Raw genomic sequence first — 23,557 nt, forward strand, 5'->3', positions numbered from 1 at the left:
GGGAGTGCATGAATCGAAGCCGAAATCGGGACGAGGAGCGCGAGCCTGGCCAGGTCACGCGGCTCTTCGTCGCGCCGGCGCTCGCCGCGGATGCCGAGATCGAGCTCGACGAGGAGGCCACGCATTATCTGCGCCATGTGCTGCGGCTCGAGGCCGGCGACCGGGTCGGGCTCTTCAACGGGCGCGATGGCGAATGGTCGGCGGAGATCCTCGGCCTCTCCAAGCGCGCGACGCGGCTGGCTTTGCGCGAGCAGACGCGGGCGCAGAAAGCCGAGCCCGATCTCTGGCTGGTCTTCGCGCCGATCAAGCGCCAGCGCATCGACATCCTGGCGGAGAAGGCGACCGAGCTCGGGGTCACGGCGCTCCTGCCCGTCTTCACGCAGCGCACCGTCATGACGCGCGTCAATCTCGATCGCCTCGCGGCCCATGCGAAGGAAGCGGCCGAGCAGACCGAGCGGCTGACAGTGCCTGTCATTCGCGAGCCGCAATCGCTCGATAAGATGCTGCAAACATGGCCGCAGAAGCGCCGTCTTCTGCTTTGCGCCGAAGCGGGGCCGGCTCGCCCGCTGGTTGATGCGTTAGCAGAACTCACGCGCGGTCGCGATGTGAGAAACCGTAATGAAAGCTGGGCTATCATGACGGGCCCCGAGGGCGGTTTCACGCCATCGGAACTTGACGCGCTCGGGAAACTCCCCTTTGTTACGCCGGTCGGTCTGGGGCCTCGGATCTTGCGGGCCGACACGGCGGCGATCGCGGCCCTGGCCTGCTGGCAGGCCCTCGTCGGGGATGGACGAGACCGCCCGCCGTCGCGTTAGAGATCATGACCCATTCAAGCACGGAGCGTTCACGCCCCTATGTCGGCGCCTCCCACCACGCGCGGCGAGCCCATCACCTCCAAGCGCCAAATGATCGAGTACATCGCGCAGGGCTCGAAACCGCGCGAGCAATGGCGCATCGGGACCGAGCACGAGAAGTTCGGCTTCAACCAGCGCGACCTGCGCCCGCTGCCCTATGAGGGGCCGGCCGGCGTCAAGGCGCTGCTGAAGGGCCTGACCCGCTTCGGCTGGAAGCCGATCGAGGAAGACGGCAATGCGATCGCGCTGACGCTCGGCAAATGCAACATCACGCTCGAGCCCGGCGGGCAGTTCGAGCTGTCGGGCGCGCCGCTCGAATCGATCCACGAGACCTGTCGCGAGACCTGTACCCACTTGAATCAAGTGCGCGAGGTCTGCGACGAGCTCGGCCTCGGCATGCTGGGCATGGGCTTCCAGCCCAAATGGAAGCGCGAAGACGTGAGCTGGATGCCGAAGGGCCGCTACAAGATCATGCGCGACCAGATGAAGCGCAAAGGCAAGCTCGGCCTCGACATGATGCTCCGGACCTGCACCGTGCAGGTCAATCTCGATTACGGCTCCGAAGCCGACATGGTGAAGAAGATGCGGGTCGGCCTGGCGCTGCAGCCGGTCGCGACCGCGCTCTTCGCCGATTCGCCCTTCACCGAGGGCAAGCCCAACGGCTTCCAGTCCTTCCGCAGCCATGTCTGGACCGACACCGATCCCGATCGCTGCGGCACGCTGCCTTTCGCCTTCGAAGAGGGCTTCGGCTTCGAGCGCTATGTCGACTACATGCTCGATGTGCCGATGTATTTCGTCTATCGCGACGGCCGCTATATCGACGCGGCCGGGCAGTCCTTCCGCGATTTCCTGCAAGGCAGGCTGCCGGCCCTGCCGGGCGAGATCCCGGGCATGGGCGATTTCATGGATCACCTGACCACGGCCTTCCCGGAAGTTCGGCTCAAGCGCTTCCTCGAGATGCGCGGCGCCGACAGCGGGCCCTGGGACCGCATCTGCGCGCTGCCGGCGCTCTGGGTGGGTCTCCTCTATGACGATCAGGCGCTCGATGCCGCCTGGGACCTGGTCAAGAACTGGAGCGCCGAGGATCGCGACGCGATGCGCGCCGACGCGCCGAAGATCGCGCTCGACGCCAAGGTCAAGGGCCGCTCCCTGCGCGAGGTCGCGCGCGAGATGGTGGCGCTCTCCCGCGCCGGCCTGTCGCGCCGCAAGCGGCTCGATTCCACGGGCCAGGACGAGAGCCATTTCCTCAACGCGCTGACCGAGATCATCGACAGCGGCAAGACGCCCGCCCAGCTCAAGCTCGACGCCTATCACGGCCCCTGGAAAGGCTCGGTCGACCCGATCTTCCGCGAATACGCCTACTGGAAGGGTCCCGTGCCGGCGGAGTGACCCCTCCAACGTCATCCCCGCGAAAGCGGGGATCCATCCTTCAGCTTGCGACGCTGCGTAGAGTTGGATCCGCTGAGTTTTCAAACGAAGTGCAACACCAGATTAGGGTGTTGCACTTGGAGTGTGAATCCACCTCCCCGCTTTCGCGGGGATGACGAGTGGGGGGACGAAAAAAGGGCCGCGGCAGGGAACCGCGGCCCTTTCGTTTGGTGGGCCGTCCGGGCTTGGGAGGCCGGACGTGCCGCCCATTAGGCGGCGGGATGCTTAATCAAACCTTAACAAGCCGCCTAAGGGCCCGGAATCATGGCGAGAGTCGGGGCGGGCAACCGCCGGCCCGGGGCTCAATGCGCCGTGCCGCCCACCGTCATGGCGTCGATCTTGAGCGTGGGCTGGCCGACGCCGACGGGCACGCCCTGGCCGTCCTTGCCGCAGGTGCCGATGCCGCCGTCGAGCTTCAGGTCGTTGCCGATCATGCTCACCTTCCGCATCGATTCCGGGCCGTTGCCGATGAGGGTGGCGCCCTTGACCGCGGGGCCCACCTTGCCGTCCTCGATCAGGTAGGCCTCGGTGCAGGAGAAGACGAACTTGCCCGAGGTGATATCGACCTGGCCGCCGCCGAAATTGACCGCATAGAGGCCCTTCTTCACCGAGGCGAGGATCTCCTTGGGGTCGTGCTTGCCCGCCAGCATGTAGGTGTTGGTCATGCGCGGCATGGGGATATGGGCGAAGCTCTGCCGGCGCCCGTTGCCCGTGGGCTTCATGCCCATGAGCCGCGCGTTCTGGCGGTCCTGCATATAGCCTTTGAGGATGCCGTCCTCGATCAGCACGTTGTATTGCGAGGGCGTGCCCTCGTCGTCGATGGTGAGCGAGCCGCGCCGGTCCTGGATCGTGCCGTCATCGACGATGGTGACGCCGGGCGAGGCCACGCGCTGACCCAGGAGCCCGGCGAAGGTCGAGGTTTTCTTGCGGTTGAAGTCGCCCTCGAGCCCGTGGCCCACGGCCTCGTGCAGCATGACGCCGGGCCAGCCCGGCCCCAGCACGACCTCCATCTCGCCGGCCGGCGCCGACACCGAGCCCAGATTGACCAGCGCCTGGCGCAGCGCCTCGTCCACGCCCTCCTGCCAGTTCTGCTCGCGGATGAAGCGGCCATAGGCTTCGCGCCCGCCGGTGCCGAAGCTGCCGGTCTCCATGCGCTCGCCTTCGCCCACCACCACGGCGATGTTGAGCCGCACCAGCGGCCGGATGTCGGCCAAACGCTGCCCGTCGCCGCGGATGATCTGCACCGCCTGCCAACTGCCCGTGAGCGAGGCCATCACCTGGCGCACGCGCGGATCCTTGGCCCTGGCATAGGCGTCGATCTCGGCCAGGAGCTTCACCTTCTCCTCGAAGGGCACCTCGATCAGCGGGTTCGTATCGCCATAGAGCGAGCGGTTGGTGCCCTGGGGCGGGAGCGCCATGGTCCCGCCATAGCCGCGATGGACGGTCTTCACCGTCTCGCCCGCCCGCTTGATCGCCGCCTCCGAGAGCTCGCTCGCATGGGCGTAGCCCGCGCGCTCCCCCGCGATGGCCCTGAGCCCGAAGCCCTGGGTCGTGTCGTAGGACGCGCTCTTCAGCCGCCCGTCGTCGAAGGCAAGCGCCTCCGACTGGCTGTATTCGAGGAAGAGCTCGCCGTCATCGGCGCCCTTGAGGGCGTCGGCCACGCTGCTCTCGACGCGGCTGCGGTCGAGACCGGTGCGGGAGAAAAAGAGTTCGTCCGTCTTGCTGAGGTCGGCCATGGCGGTCCTTGGGGACTCCTTACACGTCACGCGATGCTGTCGGCGATGAGAGGGCGCGCGCCCGAATCGGGGTCTCCATCGCCACTCTCCGGCATATAGGGCCTCGGGCGCCCGCTGTCAGCCCGAGCGGCCGACCCGCTCCCTGAATCCCGTGACAGGTTCGACCGCTCACCCTCGACCGGTCTTTGCGCGACAGAACGTCGCATTTCTGACGCGCGACCGCAAAGGGTCCTGCGGCCGGCTCGAATCCCGCGCGCCGCCGGGCCCCAAACCGCCCCAAAGGCTTGAGAAGCCTCGGATAGGGGTGTAGCTTCCCCGCCTGCCGGCGCAAGGGATGGGCGGTCGCTGGAGGCCTTGGGACGGCAGTCCTTTTCGGCCTTTTGGCCAGGCCGCCCCAGTGGAGAGGAAGGCGCCGGCCATAAGAGGAAATCGCGCAATGCGTCTGAAGGCTTTGTCGATGCTTTGGGGGGCGCTCGCGGCGCTCGTCACGCTGGTTCCCGCCGCCTATGCGGAAAACGGGCCCAAGGACTGGGAAATGACCTTCCAGCCGGCGGTGTCCCCGATCGCGGAACAGATCCACTCGTTCCACCACGCCCTGCTGATCATCATCGCCTGCATCAGCGCCTTCGTCCTGCTGCTGCTGCTGATCGTGATCGTCCGCTTCAACGCGCGCGCCAACCCGGTCCCCTCCAAGACCTCCCACAACACCGTGATCGAGGTGATCTGGACGGTCGTGCCGGTGATGATCCTGGTGGCGATCGCGATTCCCTCCTTCAAGCTGATCTATGCCGCCGACCGGACCCAGAACCCCGACATGACCATCAAGGCGATCGGCCATCAGTGGTACTGGTCCTACGAATATCCGGACAACGGCAACTTCACCTTCGATTCGCTGATGGTGGCCGACAAGGACCTGAAACCCGGCCAGCCCCGCCTGCTCGAGGCCGACAACCATCTGGTGATCCCGGTCAACACCAAGATCCGCATCCTGATCACCGCCGCCGACGTGATCCACTCCTTCGCGGTCCCGGCCTTCGGGGTGAAGCTCGACGGCGAGCCCGGCCGGGTCAACGAGACCTGGACCGAGGTCACCCAGGAGGGCACCTATTACGGCCAGTGCTCCGAGCTCTGCGGCACCAATCACGCCTTCATGCCGATCACGGTCGATGTGGTGTCGAAGGAGAAGTACCAGGAGTGGGTCGCCGAGGCCCAGAAGAAGTTCGCCAGGATCGACACGCCCGCGATCGATGTCGCGGCCGCGGCGCCGGCGCCGGCCGCCAACTGAGGCGGACCGGGATCATTTGAGAGAGAGGAAATAGACGACCATGAGCAGCGCTTCTTCGCACGCCGCGGACCACGGCCATCATCCGACCGGGATCGCGCGCTACCTCTTCTCGACCAACCACAAGGACATCGGGACCATGTACCTGGTGTTCGCCGTGGTGGCCGGCCTGATCGGCGGCCTGGTGTCGGTGATCATGCGCCTCGAGCTGCAGGAGCCGGGCGTCCAGTATCTGCTGAACAACGGCGAGCCGGACGGCCATCTCTGGGCCGTGCTGGTCACCGCCCACGGCCTCATCATGGTGTTCTTCGTGGTGATGCCGGCCATGATCGGCGGCTTCGGCAACTGGTTCGTGCCGCTGATGATCGGGGCGCCCGACATGGCGTTCCCGCGCATGAACAACATCAGCTTCTGGCTGCTGATCCCCTCCTTCGGCCTGCTGCTGAGCTCGGCCTTCGTCGGCGGTGCCGGCACCGGATGGACGATCTATCCGCCGCTCTCGAGCGCGCTGGGCCATCCCGGACCCGCGGTCGATCTCGCGATCTTCTCGCTGCACCTGGCCGGCGCCTCCTCGATCCTGGGCGCCATCAACTTCATCACCACCATCTTCAACATGCGCGCGCCGGGCATGACGCTGCACAAGATGCCGCTCTTCGTCTGGTCGGTGCTGGTGACGGCCTTCCTGCTGCTGCTGTCGCTGCCGGTGCTGGGCGGCGCCATCACGATGCTGCTGACCGACCGCAATTTCGGCACCACCTTCTTCGATCCGGCCGGCGGCGGCGATCCGATCCTGTTCCAGCACCTGTTCTGGTTCTTCGGCCATCCCGAGGTGTACATCCTGATCCTGCCGGGCTTCGGCATGATCAGCCAGATCATCTCGACCTTCTCGCGCAAGCCGGTGTTCGGCTATCTCGGTATGGCCTACGCCATGGTCGCGATCGGCGTGGTCGGCTTCGTGGTCTGGGCGCACCACATGTATGTGGTCGGTCTCGATGTCGATACCCGCGCCTACTTCACCGCGGCGACGATGGTGATCGCGGTTCCGACCGGCGTGAAGATCTTCTCCTGGATCGCGACCATGTGGGGCGGCTCGATCCGCTTCACCACGCCCATGCTGTTCGCGGTCGGCTTCATCTTCCTCTTCACCATCGGCGGCGTGACCGGCGTGGTGCTGGCGAACGAGGGCATCGATATCGCCATGCACGACACTTATTACGTCGTGGCCCACTTCCACTACGTGCTGTCGCTGGGCGCCGTGTTCGCGATCTTCGCCGGCTACTACTACTGGATCGGCAAGATGTCGGGCCGGCAGTATCCCGAATGGCTCGGCAAGCTGCATTTCTGGCTGACCTTCATCGGCGTGAACCTGACCTTCTTCCCGATGCATTTCCTGGGTCTGGCCGGCATGCCGCGCCGCTATATCGACTATCCGGACGCGTTCGCCGGCTGGAACCACGTGGCCTCGATCGGTTCCTACATCTCCTACGCCGCGACCCTCCTCTTCGTGGTCGGCGCGATCTATACGCTCGTCGCCGGCCGCAAGGTGGGCGAGAACTACTGGGGCGAGGGCGCCACGACGCTGGAATGGACGGTCTCTTCGCCGCCGCCCTTCCATACCTTCGAAGAGCTGCCGCGGATCCGCTAGGACGGGCAGGGGCCTGGAGGAATATCTCCGGGCCCCTTCCGCCGCACCGGCACCGGGATTCGGGACGAGACCAGGTTTGAGACGAGGCTAGAGCCGGCATGAGCGATGCCAGCATCGGAATCGGGACAGGCGTGAAGGGTGCCCCGCAGGCAGCGGCGGCGTTCGATGCCGGCGCGCGCGTCTCCGACTATGTGGCGCTGCTCAAGCCGCGCGTCATGTCGCTCGTTGTCTTCAGCGGCTTCGCCGGCCTCGTGCTGGCGCCGGGCCATATCCACCCGGTGCTGGCGGCGGTGGCCGTGCTCTGCATCGCGGTGGCGGCGGGTGCGGCCGGCGCCATCAACATGTGGTACGACCGCGACATCGACGCCGTCATGCGCCGGACCTGCGCGCGGCCGATCCCGACCGGCAAGGTCAAGCCCGAGGAAGCGGTGGCTTTCGGCATCGTGCTCTCGCTGGGCTCGGTCATGCTGATGGCGCTGGCCCTCAACTGGGTCGCGGCGGCGCTCCTCGCCATCGCCAATCTCTTCTATGTCTTCGTCTACACGATATGGCTCAAGCGCCGCACGCCGCAGAACATCGTGATCGGCGGGGCCGCCGGCGCCTTTCCGCCGATGATCGGCTGGGCCGCCGTCACGGGCGATGTCAGCCTCGCCTCGATCGCGCTCTTCGCGCTGATCTTCATGTGGACGCCGCCGCATTTCTGGGCGCTGGCGCTGTTCCGGCGCGGCGACTACGAGAAGGCCGGCGTGCCGATGCTGCCGGTGGTGGCGGGCGACCGCGCCACCAAGCTGCAGATGCTGCTCTATACCGTGATCCTGCTGCCGCTGGGCCTGGTGCCCTGGTGGCTCGGTGTCTCGGGCGTTCTCTATGCCGTGGCCGCCTCGGTGCTGGGCCTGGCCTTCCTCGGCTTCGCCGTCTGGGTCTGGTTCGACCGGGACGAGCGGGAAGGGGGTGGGCGCGCCGCCCGGCGCATGTTCGCCTTCTCCATCCTCTATCTCTTCCTGATGTTCACCGCGATGATGATCGACCGGGCGCCGGGGCTGCTGCCCCTCCTCGAAAGGTGGGCGGGGTGAGCGCCGTGGAACGCGACGACGAAACCAAGCGGCGCCAGCGCGCCCGCAACTGGGCGGTGTTCGCGGCGCTGCTGGGCTTCGTCGTGCTCGTCTACGTCGTGTCGATCCTGCGCATGGGAGGCCACTGACATGGCATCCTTGCGTCACCGCAACCGGTGGGTCGTTCTGGGCCTGTGTCTCGTCCTGGGCGCGATGGTGGTGCTCGTCTCGAACTCGGTGTCGATCTACAACCTGGTCTGCCGCGTGACGGGCCTCGGCGGCACGACCCAGGTGGCGACGCAGGCCAAGGCCGACGCGATCGCGGCCGAGGGCAAGACCTTCCCGCTCGTCACCGTGCGCTTCAACGCCGACGTCAATGGCGACATTCCCTGGAGCTTCTACCCGGTGCAGCGCCAGGTGAGGGTGCAGATCGGTGTGCCGCAGACGATCTATTTCCGCGCCGTCAATCATTCGAGCCAGCGCGTCACCGGCACCGCGACCTTCAACGTGACGCCGTTCCAGGTCGGTCCCTACTTCGACAAGATCGAGTGCTTCTGCTTCACCGAGCAGACGCTGGAGCCGGGCCAGTCGGTCGAGATGCCGGTGCGCTTCTTCGTCGATCCGTCGATCCTCAAGGATCCGGACGGCCGCGACTTCAAGACCATCACGCTGTCCTACACGTTCTTCCGCGCCAAGGATCAGGCCGGCGGCACGCCGCAAGCCTCGAACAACGGCGCGAGCAGCACCTCACTCAATTGACCGCCCACGGGGATGGGCGAACCACATGAAGGGCCGAGCAGGGAAATCCGAAACATGACCACGAGCCACGCCGCCTCGCACAAGCCAAATCATCCTTACCATCTGGTCGATCCCAGCCCCTGGCCGGTGGTGGGAGCCCTCGCCGCCGGCGTGCTGGCCGTGGGCGGCGTGCTCTTCATGCACGGCGTCACGGCCTGGCTGCTGCCGGTGGGATTCCTCATGGTGCTGGCCACCATGTTCTTCTGGTTCCGCGACGTGGTGCGGGAGGCCACCTACCAGGGCCATCATTCGCCGGTGGTCCAGATCGGCCTGCGCTACGGCATGCTGCTCTTCATCGCCTCCGAGGTGATGTTCTTCGCGGCCTTCTTCTGGGCCTTCTTCGATTCCTCGCTGTTCCCGAAGGAGGCGACTGGCGGGGTCTGGCCGCCCAAGGGCGTCCTGCCCTTCGATCCGCTCTCGCTGCCGCTCCTCAACACGCTGATCCTGCTGACCTCGGGCGTCACCGTGACCTGGGCGCATCACGCGCTGCGCGAGGGCGACCGCCAGGGCCTGCTGCAGGGGCTGGGTCTCACCGTCTTCCTGGGCCTCTGCTTCACCGGCGTGCAGGCCTACGAATACAGCCATGCCGCCTTCGGCTTCCGCGAAGGCATCTATCCCTCGACCTTCTTCATGGCGACCGGCTTCCACGGCTTCCATGTCATCGTCGGCACGATCTTCCTGATCGTCTGCTGGTTCCGCGCCTATCGCGGCGACTTCAAGCCGGACCATCATTTCGGCTTCGAGGCGGCTGCCTGGTACTGGCATTTCGTCGACGTGGTGTGGCTGTTCCTCTTCATCTGCGTCTATCTCTGGGGCGGCGGCGGCGGTCCATATGCGGTCCACTGAGCACCGGTTGACGACGCTTCGGATCCGCGGATGAGCGCGGGCGGTTTCTACCCGCGCCTTTCGCCCTTCAAGACCGGCCTCGCCTGCCGCTGTCCACGCTGCGGGCGGGGCCGAATCTTTTCGGGATTCCTCAAGATCGCGGAAACCTGCCCGGTCTGCGGCCTCGATCTCGGCGGCGAGGATGCCGGCGACGGGCCGGCGGTCTTCATCATCCTCTTCATGGGCGCGCTCGTCGTGCTGCTGGCGCTCCTGACCGAGGCCTGGTTCTCGCCGCCCTACTGGGTCCATATGGTGCTGTGGGGGCCGCTGGTCCTGATCGGCTCGCTGCTGCTGATGCGCCCCTTCAAGGGCATTATGGTCGCATTGCAATACCGGCATAAGGCGGGCGAAGGTGGCGGCCGCCTCGGCTGAGCGCCCTCCTGCGCGCCGCCGAGCCCTTTTCCGGAGTGCTGATCCCATGAGCGAGCCGTTCTACGCCGGTCGCCTGTTCCGTCCCAAGCCCGGTGCCACCGTCGCCGCCGGCATCGTGTTCGTGATCCTGGTCGCGCTCGGCGTCTGGCAGCTGCAGCGCCTGGCCTGGAAGGAGGGGCTGATCGCCGAGCGCCATGAGCGCTCGACGGCAGAAGCGATCGACATCCCGGGGCCGGGCGGCGATCTGGCCGGGCTCGATTTCCGCCATGCCAAGGCCTTGGGCCGCTTCGACCATGCGCACGAGATGTATCTCGCCGCGCGCTCGATGAACGGCAATCCCGGCTATCACGTGGTGACGCCCTTCAAGCTCGACGACGGGCGTACGCTCCTGGTCGATCGCGGCTGGATCCCGCTCGAGCGCAAGGATCCCGCCAAGCGCGCCGAGGGGCAGGTCGAGGGCGAGATCGCGATCGACGGGCTGCTGCGCCTGCAGCGCGCCAAGACCTGGCTCGAGCCCGACAACCAGCCCAAGGACAATCTCTGGTTCTGGGTCGACCTGCCGGCGATGACGGCCTATGTCGGGCTGGGCCCCGACCAGGTGGCGCCCTTCTTCCTCGAGGCGGGGCCGGCGCCCAATCCCGGCGGCTTCCCGATCGGCGGGCAGAGCCGCACCGAGCTCCCCAACGATCATCTGCAATATGCGATCACCTGGTTCAGCTTCGCCGTCATCCTCGCCGTGATCTGGTTCCTCTATCACTGGAAGAAGCCGGAAGAGGAGAATGCGGGCCGGAGCGCCGCGAGCCCTCCCGCCGGGAGCAGGCCCGCCCGCTGACGCAAATCCCCTCGAGGCAGCCATGACCGCCACCCACAACGAGACCGCCGCGGGCCTGCGCCCCTACAAGCTGCTCGAAGGGCGCTTCCATCGCCTGGCGGCCCTCAACGAGGCGGCCGGCATGCTGCATTGGGACATGGCGGCGATGATGCCGCCTGGCGGCGCCGAAACCCGCGCCGAGCAGCTGGCGCAGCTCCGCCTCGTCTGCCACGAGATCCTGGCCGATCCCGCCATGGCCGGGCTCTTGGGCGAGGCCGAGAGCCGGCGCGAGGAGCTCGATCCCTGGGCCGCCTCCAACCTGCATGAGATGCGCCGGCAATGGATCCATGCCACGGCCCTCGAGCCGCGGCTGGTCGAGGCCCTGTCGCGCGCGTCGAGCCGCTGCGAGGGGATCTGGCGCGAGGCGCGGCCCGCCTCCGATTTCGCCAAGGTGGCGCCGGCGCTGGGCGAGCTGCTGGCGCTCGTGCGCGAGGCGGCGGCGGCCAAGGCCGCGCGGCTGGGCGGCGGCCTCTATGAGGCGCTGCTCGACGAATACGAGCCCGGCGGCAAGACCGCGTCGATCGACGCCGTCTTCGACGACCTGGCCGGCTTCCTTCCCGAATTGCGCGCGAAGGCGCTGGAGGCCCAGATGCGCCGCCCGGCGCCGCTGGCGGCCAAGGGTCCGTTCCCGACCGCGCGGCAGAAGGCGCTGGGCGAGCGGCTGATGGCCACGGTCGGCTTCGATTTCGACCATGGCAGGCTCGACACCAGCCTCCATCCCTTCTGCGGCGGCACGCCCGACGATGTGCGCATCACCACGCGCTATGACGAGAGCGATTTCGCCTCGGCGCTCATGGGCGTGCTGCACGAGACGGGCCATGCCCTCTATGAGCGCGGCCTGCCGCAGCCCTGGCGCTACCAGCCGGTGGGGCAGGCGCGCGGCATGGGAATCCACGAGAGCCAGTCCCTGCTGATGGAGATGCAGGCCTGCCGCTCGAAGCCCTTCCTCGCCCATCTGGCGCCGCTCCTGGCCGAGGCCTTCGGTCACGACGATCCGGCCTTCACGGCGGAGAACCTGCTGGCGCTCTATTGGCGCGTGAAGCCGGGCTTCATCCGCGTCGATGCCGACGAGGTGACCTATCCCTCGCATGTGATCCTGCGCTACCGCCTCGAGCGCGCCTTGATCGAAGGCCGCATGGAGATCGCCGACCTGCCGGCCGCCTGGAACGAGGGCATGGAATCACTGCTCGGCATCCGCCCGCCGTCGGATCGCGAAGGCTGCCTCCAGGACATCCACTGGTATGACGGCGCCTTCGGCTATTTCCCGACCTATACGCTGGGGGCCATGACCGCGGCCCAGCTCTTCGACGCGGCGGGCCGCGCCGATCCGGAGATCCCCGCGCGTCTCGGCCATGGCGACTTCAAGCCGCTGCTGGGTTGGCTGCGCACGCATGTGCATGGCCTCGCCTCCTCGCTGCCGGCGAGCGAGATCCTGACCCGGGCCACCGGCCGGCCGCTCGATGCCGGCGTCTTCAAGCGCCATCTCGAGCGGCGTTACCTGCATCAGGCATAGGCGGTCCCGGCGCGTCCGGAATGCCGGACCGCGATCCGGGATGGCCGGCGCGTTGCGACTTCGTTACGCTGCCGTTCCGTCCGGGCCTCCCTGGTCCGGGCCCCGCCCGTTTCGTTTTCCTCCCGCCAAGACCGAGACGTCATGCTGACGATATCGCCGCAGATCGCCGGGCCCGCGCCCAGGCTCAAGATCACCGGGATCGAATGCCGGGTGCTGCTGGCGCCCGACTACGATCCGCGCTTCACCTCCTCGGCCCAGGACAGCCTGCTGGTCGCGATCCATACCGATGGCGGCGTCACCGGCATCGGCGAGTGCGACGCCAATCCCTGGATGTGCAAGACCTGCATCGAGGCGCCCGGCACCCACACCATGGGGCTCTCGATCAAGGAGATGCTGATCGGCAGCGATCCCTTCGAGATCGGCGCCATCTGGCAGAAGCTCTATCTCGGCACGGCGATGAACGGGCGTCGCGGCGTGGTGCTCCATGCCATGAGCGCCGTCGACATGGCGCTCTGGGATCTCTGCGGCAAGGCGCTGGGCAAGCCGGTCCATGCGCTCCTGGGCGGCCGCCCCCGCGACCACATCACGCCCTATGCCTCGCTGCAGCCGGCGGGCCACCGCTTCGAGGAATATCGCGACGCGCTGGTGGAATCGGCGCTCAAGGCCAAGGCGCTGGGCTTCAAGGCGGTCAAGAGCGAAGTCACCATGAACGGGCCCTATGCCCATGGCGGCATGCACGAGAGCTACGACCGCCATGCCGAGGTGGTGGCGGCCGTGCGCAAGGCGATTGGCCCTGAGATCGCGCTCATGGTCGATGTGCAATATCTCTGGGACGACGCGGCGACCTGCCTCTCGGTGGTGAAGGACTGGGCCGAGTTCGATCTCTATTTCCTCGAAACGCCGGTCTGGTCCGATAATGTCGAGGAGATGGCGAAGCTCGTGGAGAAGGCGCCGATGAAGATCGCCTTCGGCGAATGGCTCGCCACGCGCCACGAGTTCCGCGAGCTCATGGATATCGGCAAGGTGCAGGTGGCGCAGCCCGATGTCGGGCGCTGCGGCGGCATCGGCGAGGCCAGGATCGTCTGCGACATGGCGGCCGAGCGCGGCCGGATCATCGTGCCCCATTGCTGGAAGACGGGAGTCTCGATCTCGGCCACGGCGCATCTGGCCTTCGTCACCCCGCATTGCGCCTTCATCGAATATCTGCCGGCCCAGCTCTGCCATGAGCGGCTGCGCCGCGAGCTGGCGCATGAGGAGCTCGTGCTGCAGGACGGCCGCATTCCGCTGCCGGTGAAGCCCGGTCTCGGTGTCGAGGTCGATTGGGAGGTCGCGCGGCGCTACACGGTGGCGTGAGCCGATAAGGGCGTCGAGAAGGGGGAAGGGGCTTTGTCGAATTCACGAGGCTACGACTACATCATCGTCGGTGCCGGCTCGGCCGGCTGCGTGCTCGCCAACCGGCTCTCGGCCGACGAGACCGCGCGCGTCCTCCTGATCGAGGCCGGACCGGGCGACCGCGACTGGCATCTCCAGATGCCGGCCTCGCTCGCCTGGGCGCTGCAGAACAAGACCTACAACTGGGCCTACCAGACCGAGCCCGAGCCGTTCCTCGACGGACGCCGGATGGATCATCCGCGCGGCAAGGTGATCGGCGGCTCCTCCTCGATCAACGGCATGATGTATGTGCGCGGCCACCGCCGCGATTTCGACCGCTGGGCCCAGTCCGGCTGCCGCGGCTGGAGCTACGACGATGTGCTGCCCTATTTCCGCAAGGCGGAAACCTACAGCGGCGGCGGGGACGAGTATCGCGGCGATTCCGGCCCGCTCAACGTGACCGAGGGCGTGATCACCAACCCGCTCAGCAAGGCCTGGATCGAGGCCGCGGTCCAGGCGGGCTATCCCTACAACCCCGATATCAACGGCGCCGAGCAGGAGGGGGTGGGGCCGATCGGCCGCACCACCCACCGTGGCCGGCGCTGGAGCACGGCCAGCGCCTATCTCCACCCGGTCCGCCACCGTCCCAATCTCGCGGTCATGACGCGCGCGCTGACCACCGCGATCCGGTTCGAGGGCGACCGCGCCGTCGCCGTCGAGGTCTCGGTCGAGGGCCGTTCGCAACGGATCAGCGCCAGCCGCGAGATCATCCTCAGCGGCGGCGCCTTCAACTCGCCCCAGCTCCTGCTGCTTTCGGGCGTGGGGCCGGTGGAGCATTTGCGCGAGATCGGCATTCCCGTCGTCGCCGACCGTCCCGGCGTCGGGCAGAACCTGCACGACCATGTCGATGTCATCGTCAAGCAGCGCTGCACCCAGCCGGTCACGCTCTACCGCAAGCTCTCGCTCGCCGGAAAGGCCAAGATCGGCCTGCGCTGGTTCCTGTTCCGTGACGGGGACGGCGCCACCAACCACTACGAGACGGGCGGCTTCGTGCGCTCCGGATCGCATGTGGAGCATCCGGATCTCGAGCTCATGTTCCTGGCCATGGCGACTTCGGTCGATGCGAACCAGAGCTTCGACAGCATGCCCTTCGACGGATTCCAGACCCATTGCGACCTGTTGCGCCCGACCAGCCGCGGCTGGCTCAAGCTCGCCGACGCCAACCCGCGCACGCCGCCGCGCATCCTCTTCAACTACCTGCAGACGCCCGAGGACCGTGCCGCGATGCGCACCGCCGTGCGCCTCATCCGCGATATCCATGAGCGCCCGGCGCTCGGCCCCTATCGCGGCGGCGAGCTCTTTCCGGGCGAGAACGTCAGCAGCGATGCCGAGATCGACGCCTATCTGCGCAAGACCGTCGATACCGGCTATCACCCGGTCAGCACCTGCAAGATGGGTCCGGATTCGGACCCGACCGCGGTGGTGGATCCGGCCTGTCGTGTTCACGGGCTCCGGGGCCTGCGCGTGGTCGACGCCTCGATCATGCCCTCGATTGTCAGCGGCAACACCAACGCCTCGACCATCATGATCGCGGAGAAGGCGGCCGACATGATCCGGGGCGCGCCGGCAAACCCGGCCTCCTAAGCACTTCGACCCCTCTCCTTCACATCCCCGTCAACACCACCGATCCGGTCGGGTAGGACTGCAATCTGCGATAGCAGCGGTGCGGGTCATCCGCTAGCCTTCCAGCCAGGCGCTTTTGCCGGACAGGGGGCCATGGCAACCGATCGCTGGGAGCAGCGCGCCGGATTGTGGGTGCGCCGACGCGACGATGGCGACTGGGACTGGTTCCCGTCGCTCGTCGAGCGCGCTTCCGGTTTCCGGCTCAAGGAATCGTTCTTCGCGCGCCTGGAGCAGTCCGAGCTCATCGGCAAGGCGCTCGCCTTCGGGCTGGGCGCGCCGGTGATGATCGCCGCCCTGGTCGTTCTCGCAATCCGTCCGGCCTGGGGATTCCTCGGTGACGGCGGCATTCGCGGCTTTGCGTTTCTGCTGGGCCTCCTGATCGTCGCTGGGACGCTCGTCGCTCGTTCCTATGTTCGCCGTTCGACGCTCTCCCGCGCCGCGACCAGCGACACCGAGCTCTCGCCCGGAGAATTACGTGACCTGAGGGCGCGAATCGGCTCGGAGATTCCGAGCGCGATGCGCCCCGGCTTGTCGAACGGCGCTCGCGCCGCGCTGATCTTTGCCCTGGGCACGATGTCGGTCTTGGCGGTGGCCGTGTTCCTGATCGCCTTCGCGCTCGGGCTGCAGACCCTGATGCTGGTCGCGGGCATCGTCGCGACGCTCTGTCTGCTGATAACGCTCAGGCTCTGGCATCTGGCTCACAGTCGGAACGCCGGTCAGGTATGAGCTTTCGTTCTTTCTGGCGCGGCATGTTGCTCGAGTCCGAGTTCAAGCCCCTGCGCGATTCCACCTACGTATTCGGAACGCCCAATCGCTTTGTGTGGCCCTATATCGTGACGGCTGGCCAAAAAGCCGCGATAGAGGAGGTGGGTGCTTCGTCCCTATTGGTTTGCCCTGGTAGCCACGCCCGCACTCGGGGTCTCGTTAACCGCGCTAACGAAGAGCCCCGCCGCATTGCTGGCGGCTGCCGTGGTTCTTGTTCTCGTTCTCCAGTGGCCGCGCATCTGGGTGCTGTTGCGGCTACGGCAGAACAATCGCATCGGCGCGCCTTTCCTGCTGTGGAACCCGGAAAGTGATCGCGACAAGTTTGAGTTCGCAATCTATGGAAGATGGCCCCGCGCCTCGCTCATCGCTGTTCTCATACTCTCGGGCCTCTTCGCCGCAGGTTGCCTCTGGTTGCTGCTTCACGGGTTTGCTCATGATGCTGTTGATTCCGCAGAGGAGGTGCGGGCCGGGAGTCTCGGCCTTGTGGCGTGCAGCTACCTTCTGCTTGCCGCCGGCCTGCTCTGGATGGGGCGGCCTGATCCGAGCCGGATTGTTTCCGGTGCTTCGGTGTCAACATTTAACACATTGAAATAAATACATAAAATTGGCAGACCCTGTGTGCTTGCGGCCATGGCCGGGGCGGCGATAGGGTAGCCGACGAACCCCACTCAGACGGCAGGACCGGGCCGCCCGCAGAGGCCTCTCCTCGGTCTGGGCGTCTCCCTTTCGATCCAGGAATCCCGCTCTTGCGCTATATCTCGACCCGCGGCGCCGCCCCCATGCTGTCTTTCGACGAGGTCCTGCTGGCGGGCCTCGCCAGCGATGGCGGGCTCTACGTGCCGGAGAGCTGGCCGCAGATCTCGGCCGCCGAGATGCGGCGCTGGCGCGGGCTCTCCTATGCCGATCTCGCGGTGCGCGTGATGGCGCCCTTCCTCGGCGACGCGGTGCCGCTCCCCGCCTTCGAGCGCATGGTGCGCGACGCCTACGGCACCTTCGATCATCCGGCGATCGTGCCGATGAAGCAGCTGGGCGAGCGGCTCTGGTCGATGGAGCTGTTCCACGGGCCCACGCTCGCCTTCAAGGACCTGGCGCTGCAGCTCGTCGGCCGGCTCTACGATCATGTGCTGGCCTCGCACAATGCGCGCGTCACCATCGTCGGTGCCACCTCGGGCGACACCGGCTCGGCCGCGATCGAGGCCTGCCGCGATCGCAAGAGCATCGAGATCTTCATCCTCCATCCCGAGGGTCGCGTCTCGCCGGTGCAGCGCCGGCAGATGACGACGGTGCCTTCGAAGAACGTCCATAACCTCGCGGTCCAGGGCTCGTTCGACGATTGCCAGGATCTCGTCAAGGCGATGTTCAACGACCGGGCGTTTCGCGAGACCTACAAGCTCGGCGCGGTCAACTCGATCAACTGGGCCCGCATCATGGCCCAGATCGTCTACTACGTCCGCGCCGGCCTCGAGCTGGGAGCGCCCGACCGTGCGCTCCGCTTCGCCGTGCCCACGGGCAATTTCGGCAATGTCTATGCCGGCTATGTCGCACGCCAGATGGGGCTGCCGATCGAGAAATTCGTGGTGGCCTCCAACCGCAACGACATCCTGACGCGCCTGTTCGAGACGGGAACGATGGAGATCCACGGCGTCGAGCCGAGCCTCAGCCCCTCGATGGACATTCAGGTCTCGAGCAATCTCGAGCGGCTGCTGTTCGATCTCTATGGCCGCGACGGCAAGGCGCTCGCCGCCGAGATGGAGGGCTTCCGCAAGGGCAAGTCGATGAGCCTGTCGCCGGCGCGCCACAAGGCGGCGCTCGAATGGTTCCAGGGCTTCCGGCTGTCGGACGAAGGCACGCTGGCCGAGATCGGCCGGCTCCATCGCCTGACCGGCGAGCTGATCGACCCGCACAGCGCCATCGGCATCGCCGCCGCGGCCGAGGCCGCCAAGGCGGGCGATACGCCGGTCGTGGCTTTGGCCACCGCGCATCCGGCCAAGTTCGCGGAGGCGGTCAAGCGCGCCACCGGCATCGAGCCGGCCCTGCCGCCGGCCCTGGCCGACCTGATGACGCGGCCGGAGCGGCTGGAACGCCTGCCCAACGATCTGAACGCGATCGAGGCCCATATCAAGCAACGCCTGGCCGAAGAGGTGCACGCATGAGCGAGAGCGGCGTTCGGATCACGAAGCTCGAGAACGGCTTCACCATCGCCTCCGATCCCATGACCAGCGTCGAGACCGTGTCGCTGGGCGTCTGGAGCGCGGTGGGCACGCGCCACGAGCCGGCCGAGCTCAACGGCGTCTCGCACATGCTGGAGCACATGGCCTTCAAGGGCACGGAGCGGCGCAGCGCCAAGGACATCGCGGTCGAGGTGGAATCGGTCGGCGGCTCGATCAACGCCTATACCACGCGCGAGCGCACGGCCTATTACGCCAAGCTGCTCGCCGACGATCTGCCGCTGGGCCTCGATATCCTCGCCGACATCCTGCAGCACTCGACCTTCGATCCGGGCGAGCTCGAGCGCGAGCGCACTGTGATCCTGCAGGAGATCGGCCAGGCCGAGGACACGCCCGACGACATCGTGTTCGATCACTTCCAGGCCGCGGCCTATCCCGAGCAGCCGCTGGGCCGCCCGGTGCTGGGCACCGAGGAAACGGTGAAACGGCTCAATCGCGGCGACCTGCAGGGCTATCTGCGCGGCAGCTACGGACCAGAGCGGCTGGTGCTGGCGGCGGCGGGACGGGTCGATCACGAGCAGCTGGTCGAGCGCGCCAAGACGCTCTTCACCGACCTGCCGCAGGGCCGTCCCGCGACGGCGGCGGCGGCGCGCTATGTCGGCGGCGACATCCGCGCCGAGCGCGATCTCGAGCAGGTGCATCTGGTGCTGGGCTTCGAGGGCGTGGGCTATCTGCACGAGGACTACTACCTGCAATCCGTGCTCTCGACCCTCTATGGCGGCGGCATGTCCTCGCGCCTGTTCCAGGAGGTGCGCGAGAATCGCGGCCTGGTCTATTCGATCTATTCCTTCGCCTCGCCCTACGAGGATGACGGGCTCTTCGCCGTCTATGCCGGCACCGGCGAGGAGGAGGCGGGCGAGGTGCTGCCGATCATCGCCGAGGAGCTGCGGCGTCTGCCCGCGGACCTGACCGAGGAGGAGATCCGCCGCGCCAAGGCCCAGATCCGCGCCGACCTGCTGATGGCGCGCGAGAGCAGCGGCGCCCGGGCCGAGACCCTGGCGCAACAGCTCCAAGCCTATGGCAGGCCGCTGGCGACGGCCGAGCTCCTGCAGCGCATCGAGGCAGTGGACCGCGAGGGCCTCGCCCGTTTCGCGCGCCGGCTGGCGGCGAGCCCCCCCACCCTGGCGGCGCTGGGGCCGGTCGGCAAGCTGCCGAGCCCCCGGCATGTCGCCGAGGCTTTCGCGGCCTAGAAGCGGCGCGCTAGAGTCCCCCCAGAGAATCGGCTGGACCGGGCAGAGACCGACGGGGGAAGGGGAACGGGCGATGCTGTGGGGTCGTCGCGCCCTTTTGCCATCGGGCTATGGTGCCCGGCTCGAGGGACGGCTTGTCTATCTGCGGCCGCCGGCGCGGGTCGATTACGCGCCCTGGCGCGCGCTGCGCGAGGCCTCGCGCGAGTTCCTGGTGCGATGGGAGCCGACCTGGACCGCGGAGGCGCATAGCCGCGGCACCTTCCTGCGCCGCGTCAAATATGCGGGCGAGGAATGGCGCACCGACCAGAGCTACAGCTTCCTGATCTTCCGGCGCGAGGATGACGCGCTTCTGGGCGGCATCACGCTGGGCCAGATCCGCCGCGGCGTGGCCCAGACCGGCAGCCTCGGCTACTGGATCGGAGCGCCCCACGCGCGCCATGGCTATATGAGCGACGCGCTCGGCTGCGTCGTCTCCTACGGCTTCGGCGAGCTCGGCCTGCATCGCATCGAAGCCGCCTGCCTGCCCCACAACGAGGCGAGCCGCGGGCTCCTGCTCAAGCTGGGCTTCAGGGAGGAAGGCCGCGCGCGCGAATATCTGCGCATCGACGGCCGCTGGCAGGACCACCTGCTGTTCGGCCTGCTCGCGGGCGACAACTGGCGGCGGCGGGTGTAGCGATTCTCTTCCTCTCCGCCCGCGTGAGCGGGGGGAGAGGGATGCGAAGGGTTAGTGCAAGCGAAGCTTGCGCTTACCCGAAGCTGGGAGAGGTGGGCCCTTTCTTGCAGCAGCACCCTCGCCCAGCTCCGAGTAAGTCTCCGCTTCGCTCCGACTAACTCTACGCATCCCTCTCCCTCACTTCGTGAAGGCGAGGAAAGACAGAGACGAGGCGAGGCGATCGCCTAAGCGTGCCCGGCTTGGCCGGAGAGCCTCGACGCGCTGATGCCGATCTTGCCGATCGCGCGTTCCCATTTGTCGTCGAGATCGGCGTCGAAGATGAGCCCGTCGTCGGCCGCGACCGAGAGCCAGCCATTGGCCTGGATCTCGGCATCGAGCTGGCCGGGGCCCCAGCCGGCATAGCCCAGCGCCAACAGGCTGCGGCGCGGGCCGCTGCCGGCGGCGATGTCCTTGAGGATATCGAGGCTCGCGGTCAGCGCCACCTGGTCGCTGACCTGCATGGTACCGGACGCGTTGTATTCGGAGGAATGCAGCACGAAGCCGCGGCCGGTCTCGACCGGCCCGCCGAAATGCACGCGGATGGATTCGACGCCGGGGCCGGGCTCGATCCCGAGCTGCGCCAGAAGGTCGGGGAAGGTGAGCGACCCCACCAGCCGGTTCAGCACCAGGCCCATGGCGCCTTCGGCGGTGTGGGCGCAGAGATAGATCACGGTGCGGGTGAAGCGCGGGTCGCGCATCGTCGGCATGGCGATCAGCAGATGGCCGGTCAGATAGCCCGGAAGGGCCGGGGCCTGATCATTGTCCATGAGCATCTAGCTAGGGAGCCCCCGCCGGGCTGGCAAGCGGCCTTCGGCCGCGCCGGAAAACACCGAATCGTGAGGTATTATCAATCATCTGATCATTATAATCCCGCCGGCCCGAATGAAAACAGACGCTATCCCCATGGACCGAGGCTGCCGGACCCGGACCGCCTGCCCATTAAGGCAGCGGCGGAACGGCGTTTGGCGGACAGCCCCTTTGCTGGCGGGGCTCCTCCTGGTCCTCCTGGGGCTCGCGGCAACCACACCGGCGCTGGCGGCCGGCGCCAGCGCGACGCAACCGCAGGTGTCGGTCGAGCTGATCTCGGCGCAGCAGGCGGTGGGGCAGGGGCAGCAGATTCGCGTCGGGTTGCATTTCACCCTGGTCCCCGGCTGGAAAACCTATTGGCGCTCGCCGGGCGATGCCGGCTATCCGATCGCGGTCGACTGGTCGGGATCGGAGAATCTCGCCAAGGCCGATCTGCTCTGGCCCGTGCCGCATCGTTTCACCCTCTTCGGTCTCGACACCTTCGGCTATGCCGAGGAGGTCGTGCTGCCGGTGATCGCCACCCTCAATGAGCCCGGCAAGCCGCTCTCGCTGCGCGCGCATCTGCGCTATCTCGTCTGCGAGACCGTCTGCATTCCCTATGAGGCGGATCTGGCGCTCGCGATTCCGGCGGGCGACGGCCTGCCGAGCGCGCAGGCGCAGCTCATCGATCGCTATTACGCGCAAGTCCCCGGCGACGGCCGTGCGCAAGGGCTGACGCTGGAGCGGATTTCGCTCGCCGGCAGCGAGGGGAAGCCGCGGCTCGAGATCCTCGCGCGCTCGAGCCTCACCCCGTTCGCCGATCCCGACCTGATCGTGGAGGCGCCGCCCGGTCTCTATTTCGGCAAGCCCGAGCTGCGGCTCAGCGGGAACGGCGCTGTGGCGCGCTTGAGCCTCCCGGTCGGCCACGAGGCCGGTGCGCCGGCGCTGCCGGGTGCCGCCGTCACGCTGACGCTGGTCGACGGCATTCGCGGCCTCGAGCGTCATGTCGTGCTGAGCGCGGCCACGCAATCCGGCGAAGGCGTCGCCGGCCTGCTGGCGATGATCGGCGTGGCGCTGTTGGGCGGGCTGCTGCTCAACCTGATGCCCTGCGTGCTGCCGGTGCTGTCCTTGAAGCTGCTCGGCGTGGCGGGCCATGGCGGCGGCGAGAAGGCGCATGTGCGGCTCTCCTTCCTGGTCTCGGCCGCGGGCGTCCTCACGGCCTTCCTGCTGCTGGCCGCGGCGCTGGCCGGCCTTTCGGCCGCGGGCCTCGCCATCGGCTGGGGCATCCAGTTCCAGCAGCCCCTGTTCCTGGCGGTGATGGCGCTCATCGTCACGCTCTTCGCCGCCAACCTGATGGGCTGGTTCGAGATCACCCTGCCGGGCTGGCTCGGCAGCCTCGCGAGCGATGCGGGCGAGATCGCGGGCCGCGCCGCCGACCGGCGCAGCCTGCCCGGCTATTTCCTCACCGGCATGCTGGCGACCCTGCTGGCGACACCCTGCTCGGCGCCCTTCGTCGGCACCGCCGTGAGCTTCGCGTTGTCGCGCGGCGCCAGCGAGATCTTCGTCATCTTCGTGGCGATGGGATTGGGGCTGGCGCTGCCCTACCTGACCGTGGCCGCCTTTCCGGCTGCCGCTGTCGCGCTGCCACGCCCCGGCCGCTGGATGATCCATCTGCGCCGGCTGCTGGGGCTGGCGCTCGCCGGCACCGCGATCTGGCTGCTGTCGATCCTGGCCGGCGATATCGGGCTCTGGGCCGTGGCGATCCTGGGCGCGCTGCTCCTGGCGATCGCGCTGGTGCTGGCGCTGCTGCATCGGCTGCCCGAACGGCAGCGGCCGCTGCTCTGGAGCGGCGCCGCGCTCCTGGGCGTCGCGGTCCTGGCGCTGCCGGTCTTCGTCTCCAGCGGTCCCTCCGCGCAGGCGCGCACCCAGGCCCAGAGCGCGGTCGCCGACGGCTGGATCCCCTTCGAGGAAGCCCGCATCGGCGATCTGGTGGCGCAGGGCCGCACCGTCATGGTCGACGTGACCGCCGACTGGTGCATCACCTGCCTCGCCAACAAGACGCTGGTGCTCGACCGGCCCGAGATAAGGACGGCGTTCGAGACCCGCCAGGTCGCGGCCATGCGCGCCGACTGGACCCGCCCCGACGAGGCGATCTCGCGCTACCTGGCACGCTTCGGGCGCTATGGGATTCCCTTCAACGCGGTCTATGGCCCCAAGGCGCCTGAGGGCATTCTCCTGCCCGAGCTCCTGACCCGCGAGGCGGTGCTGGACGCGCTGGCGCGGGCCGGCGGCTGAAATTCGCGCGCTCACCGGCTGGGGGCTGGACAGGGTCGGGCCTCAGCCTATCTTAGGGGCAATATCTGTCACGGGAGATCGCGCTCCCCCA

General features: G+C 67.6%; 21 protein-coding genes. 19 read left to right on the top strand and 2 right to left on the bottom strand.

What is annotated here, in order from left to right; genetic code table 11:
• Window positions 1-8: 8 nt before the first annotated feature.
• Both FRZ61_RS03820 and FRZ61_RS03825 read left to right on the top strand, forming a co-directional pair.
• Complete coding sequence (locus FRZ61_RS03820; protein WP_151115057.1) at window positions 9-815, top strand: 16S rRNA (uracil(1498)-N(3))-methyltransferase; 807 nt, start codon at window positions 9-11, stop codon at window positions 813-815.
• Between the two features lie 39 nt (window positions 816-854).
• Complete coding sequence (locus FRZ61_RS03825) at window positions 855-2,243, top strand: glutamate--cysteine ligase (RefSeq protein ID WP_151115058.1); 1,389 nt, start codon at window positions 855-857, stop codon at window positions 2,241-2,243.
• Window positions 2,244-2,584: 341 nt separating this feature from the next.
• Here FRZ61_RS03825 and tldD read toward each other — a convergent pair whose 3' ends face one another.
• The gene (tldD, locus tag FRZ61_RS03830; protein WP_151115059.1) at window positions 2,585-4,018 is read right to left on the bottom strand and encodes a metalloprotease TldD; all 1,434 of its coding nucleotides are present in this window, start codon (window positions 4,016-4,018) and stop codon (window positions 2,585-2,587) included.
• Between the two features lie 436 nt (window positions 4,019-4,454).
• On the opposite strand from tldD, the gene coxB reads away from it, so the two are divergent.
• From coxB to FRZ61_RS03905, 16 genes are all read left to right on the top strand, one after another.
• Window positions 4,455-5,303 carry a cytochrome c oxidase subunit II gene (gene coxB, locus FRZ61_RS03835; RefSeq protein WP_151115060.1) on the top strand — a complete coding sequence of 283 codons (849 nt, stop codon included), beginning with the start codon at window positions 4,455-4,457 and terminating at the stop codon, window positions 5,301-5,303.
• A gap of 40 nt (window positions 5,304-5,343) precedes the next feature.
• Window positions 5,344-6,945 (top strand): cytochrome c oxidase subunit I, encoded by a 1,602-nt coding sequence (gene ctaD / locus FRZ61_RS03840; protein ID WP_151115061.1) that lies wholly within the window; start codon window positions 5,344-5,346, stop codon window positions 6,943-6,945.
• A 98-nt stretch (window positions 6,946-7,043) separates the two neighbouring features.
• The gene (locus FRZ61_RS03845; RefSeq protein WP_151115062.1) at window positions 7,044-8,018 is read left to right on the top strand and encodes a heme o synthase; all 975 of its coding nucleotides are present in this window, start codon (window positions 7,044-7,046) and stop codon (window positions 8,016-8,018) included.
• Between the two features lie 5 nt (window positions 8,019-8,023).
• A complete protein-coding gene (locus tag FRZ61_RS26775; RefSeq protein ID WP_263641753.1) occupies window positions 8,024-8,146 on the top strand; it encodes a hypothetical protein in 123 nt (40 codons plus the stop codon).
• A gap of 1 nt (window position 8,147) precedes the next feature.
• Window positions 8,148-8,756 carry a cytochrome c oxidase assembly protein gene (locus FRZ61_RS03850; protein WP_151115063.1) on the top strand — a complete coding sequence of 203 codons (609 nt, stop codon included), beginning with the start codon at window positions 8,148-8,150 and terminating at the stop codon, window positions 8,754-8,756.
• A 54-nt stretch (window positions 8,757-8,810) separates the two neighbouring features.
• Window positions 8,811-9,641: a cytochrome c oxidase subunit 3 gene (locus FRZ61_RS03855; protein ID WP_151115064.1), complete on the top strand. Its 831-nt coding sequence runs from the start codon at window positions 8,811-8,813 to the stop codon at window positions 9,639-9,641.
• Window positions 9,642-9,671: 30 nt separating this feature from the next.
• Entirely contained in the window at window positions 9,672-10,052 is a 381-nt protein-coding gene (locus FRZ61_RS03860; protein ID WP_151115065.1) for a DUF983 domain-containing protein, read from the top strand.
• Between the two features lie 46 nt (window positions 10,053-10,098).
• Window positions 10,099-10,884: an SURF1 family protein gene (locus FRZ61_RS03865; protein WP_151115066.1), complete on the top strand. Its 786-nt coding sequence runs from the start codon at window positions 10,099-10,101 to the stop codon at window positions 10,882-10,884.
• Between the two features lie 22 nt (window positions 10,885-10,906).
• Window positions 10,907-12,436 (top strand): carboxypeptidase M32, encoded by a 1,530-nt coding sequence (locus FRZ61_RS03870; RefSeq protein WP_151115067.1) that lies wholly within the window; start codon window positions 10,907-10,909, stop codon window positions 12,434-12,436.
• Between the two features lie 141 nt (window positions 12,437-12,577).
• Window positions 12,578-13,789, top strand: coding sequence for a mandelate racemase/muconate lactonizing enzyme family protein (locus FRZ61_RS03875; RefSeq protein WP_151115068.1), 1,212 nt, complete (start codon window positions 12,578-12,580; stop codon window positions 13,787-13,789).
• A 33-nt stretch (window positions 13,790-13,822) separates the two neighbouring features.
• On the top strand, window positions 13,823-15,451 hold the full coding sequence (locus tag FRZ61_RS03880) for a choline dehydrogenase (RefSeq protein WP_151115069.1): 1,629 nt from the start codon (window positions 13,823-13,825) through the stop codon (window positions 15,449-15,451).
• 132 nt (window positions 15,452-15,583) lie between these two features.
• On the top strand, window positions 15,584-16,216 hold the full coding sequence (locus tag FRZ61_RS03885) for a hypothetical protein (protein ID WP_151115070.1): 633 nt from the start codon (window positions 15,584-15,586) through the stop codon (window positions 16,214-16,216).
• A gap of 144 nt (window positions 16,217-16,360) precedes the next feature.
• Window positions 16,361-16,849, top strand: coding sequence for a hypothetical protein (locus tag FRZ61_RS03890; protein ID WP_151115071.1), 489 nt, complete (start codon window positions 16,361-16,363; stop codon window positions 16,847-16,849).
• Window positions 16,850-17,001: 152 nt separating this feature from the next.
• Window positions 17,002-18,408: a threonine synthase gene (gene thrC / locus FRZ61_RS03895; RefSeq protein WP_151115072.1), complete on the top strand. Its 1,407-nt coding sequence runs from the start codon at window positions 17,002-17,004 to the stop codon at window positions 18,406-18,408.
• Window positions 18,405-19,673 (top strand): M16 family metallopeptidase, encoded by a 1,269-nt coding sequence (locus tag FRZ61_RS03900; protein ID WP_151115073.1) that lies wholly within the window; start codon window positions 18,405-18,407, stop codon window positions 19,671-19,673. The genes thrC and FRZ61_RS03900 overlap by 4 nt, the downstream gene beginning before the upstream one ends.
• Window positions 19,674-19,746: 73 nt before the next feature.
• Entirely contained in the window at window positions 19,747-20,346 is a 600-nt protein-coding gene (locus tag FRZ61_RS03905; RefSeq protein ID WP_151115074.1) for a GNAT family N-acetyltransferase, read from the top strand.
• Between the two features lie 224 nt (window positions 20,347-20,570).
• On the opposite strand, the gene FRZ61_RS03910 is transcribed toward FRZ61_RS03905, so the two are convergent.
• Window positions 20,571-21,158 (bottom strand): YqgE/AlgH family protein, encoded by a 588-nt coding sequence (locus tag FRZ61_RS03910; RefSeq protein WP_225309097.1) that lies wholly within the window; start codon window positions 21,156-21,158, stop codon window positions 20,571-20,573.
• A gap of 205 nt (window positions 21,159-21,363) precedes the next feature.
• Between FRZ61_RS03910 and FRZ61_RS03915 the strand changes: the two genes are divergently transcribed.
• Entirely contained in the window at window positions 21,364-23,466 is a 2,103-nt protein-coding gene (locus tag FRZ61_RS03915; protein ID WP_225309098.1) for a protein-disulfide reductase DsbD family protein, read from the top strand.
• Window positions 23,467-23,557: the final 91 nt, after the last annotated feature.

Origin of the sequence: Hypericibacter adhaerens (genome assembly GCF_008728835.1) — a bacterium.
Taxonomy (GTDB): domain Bacteria; phylum Pseudomonadota; class Alphaproteobacteria; order Dongiales; family Dongiaceae; genus Hypericibacter; species Hypericibacter adhaerens.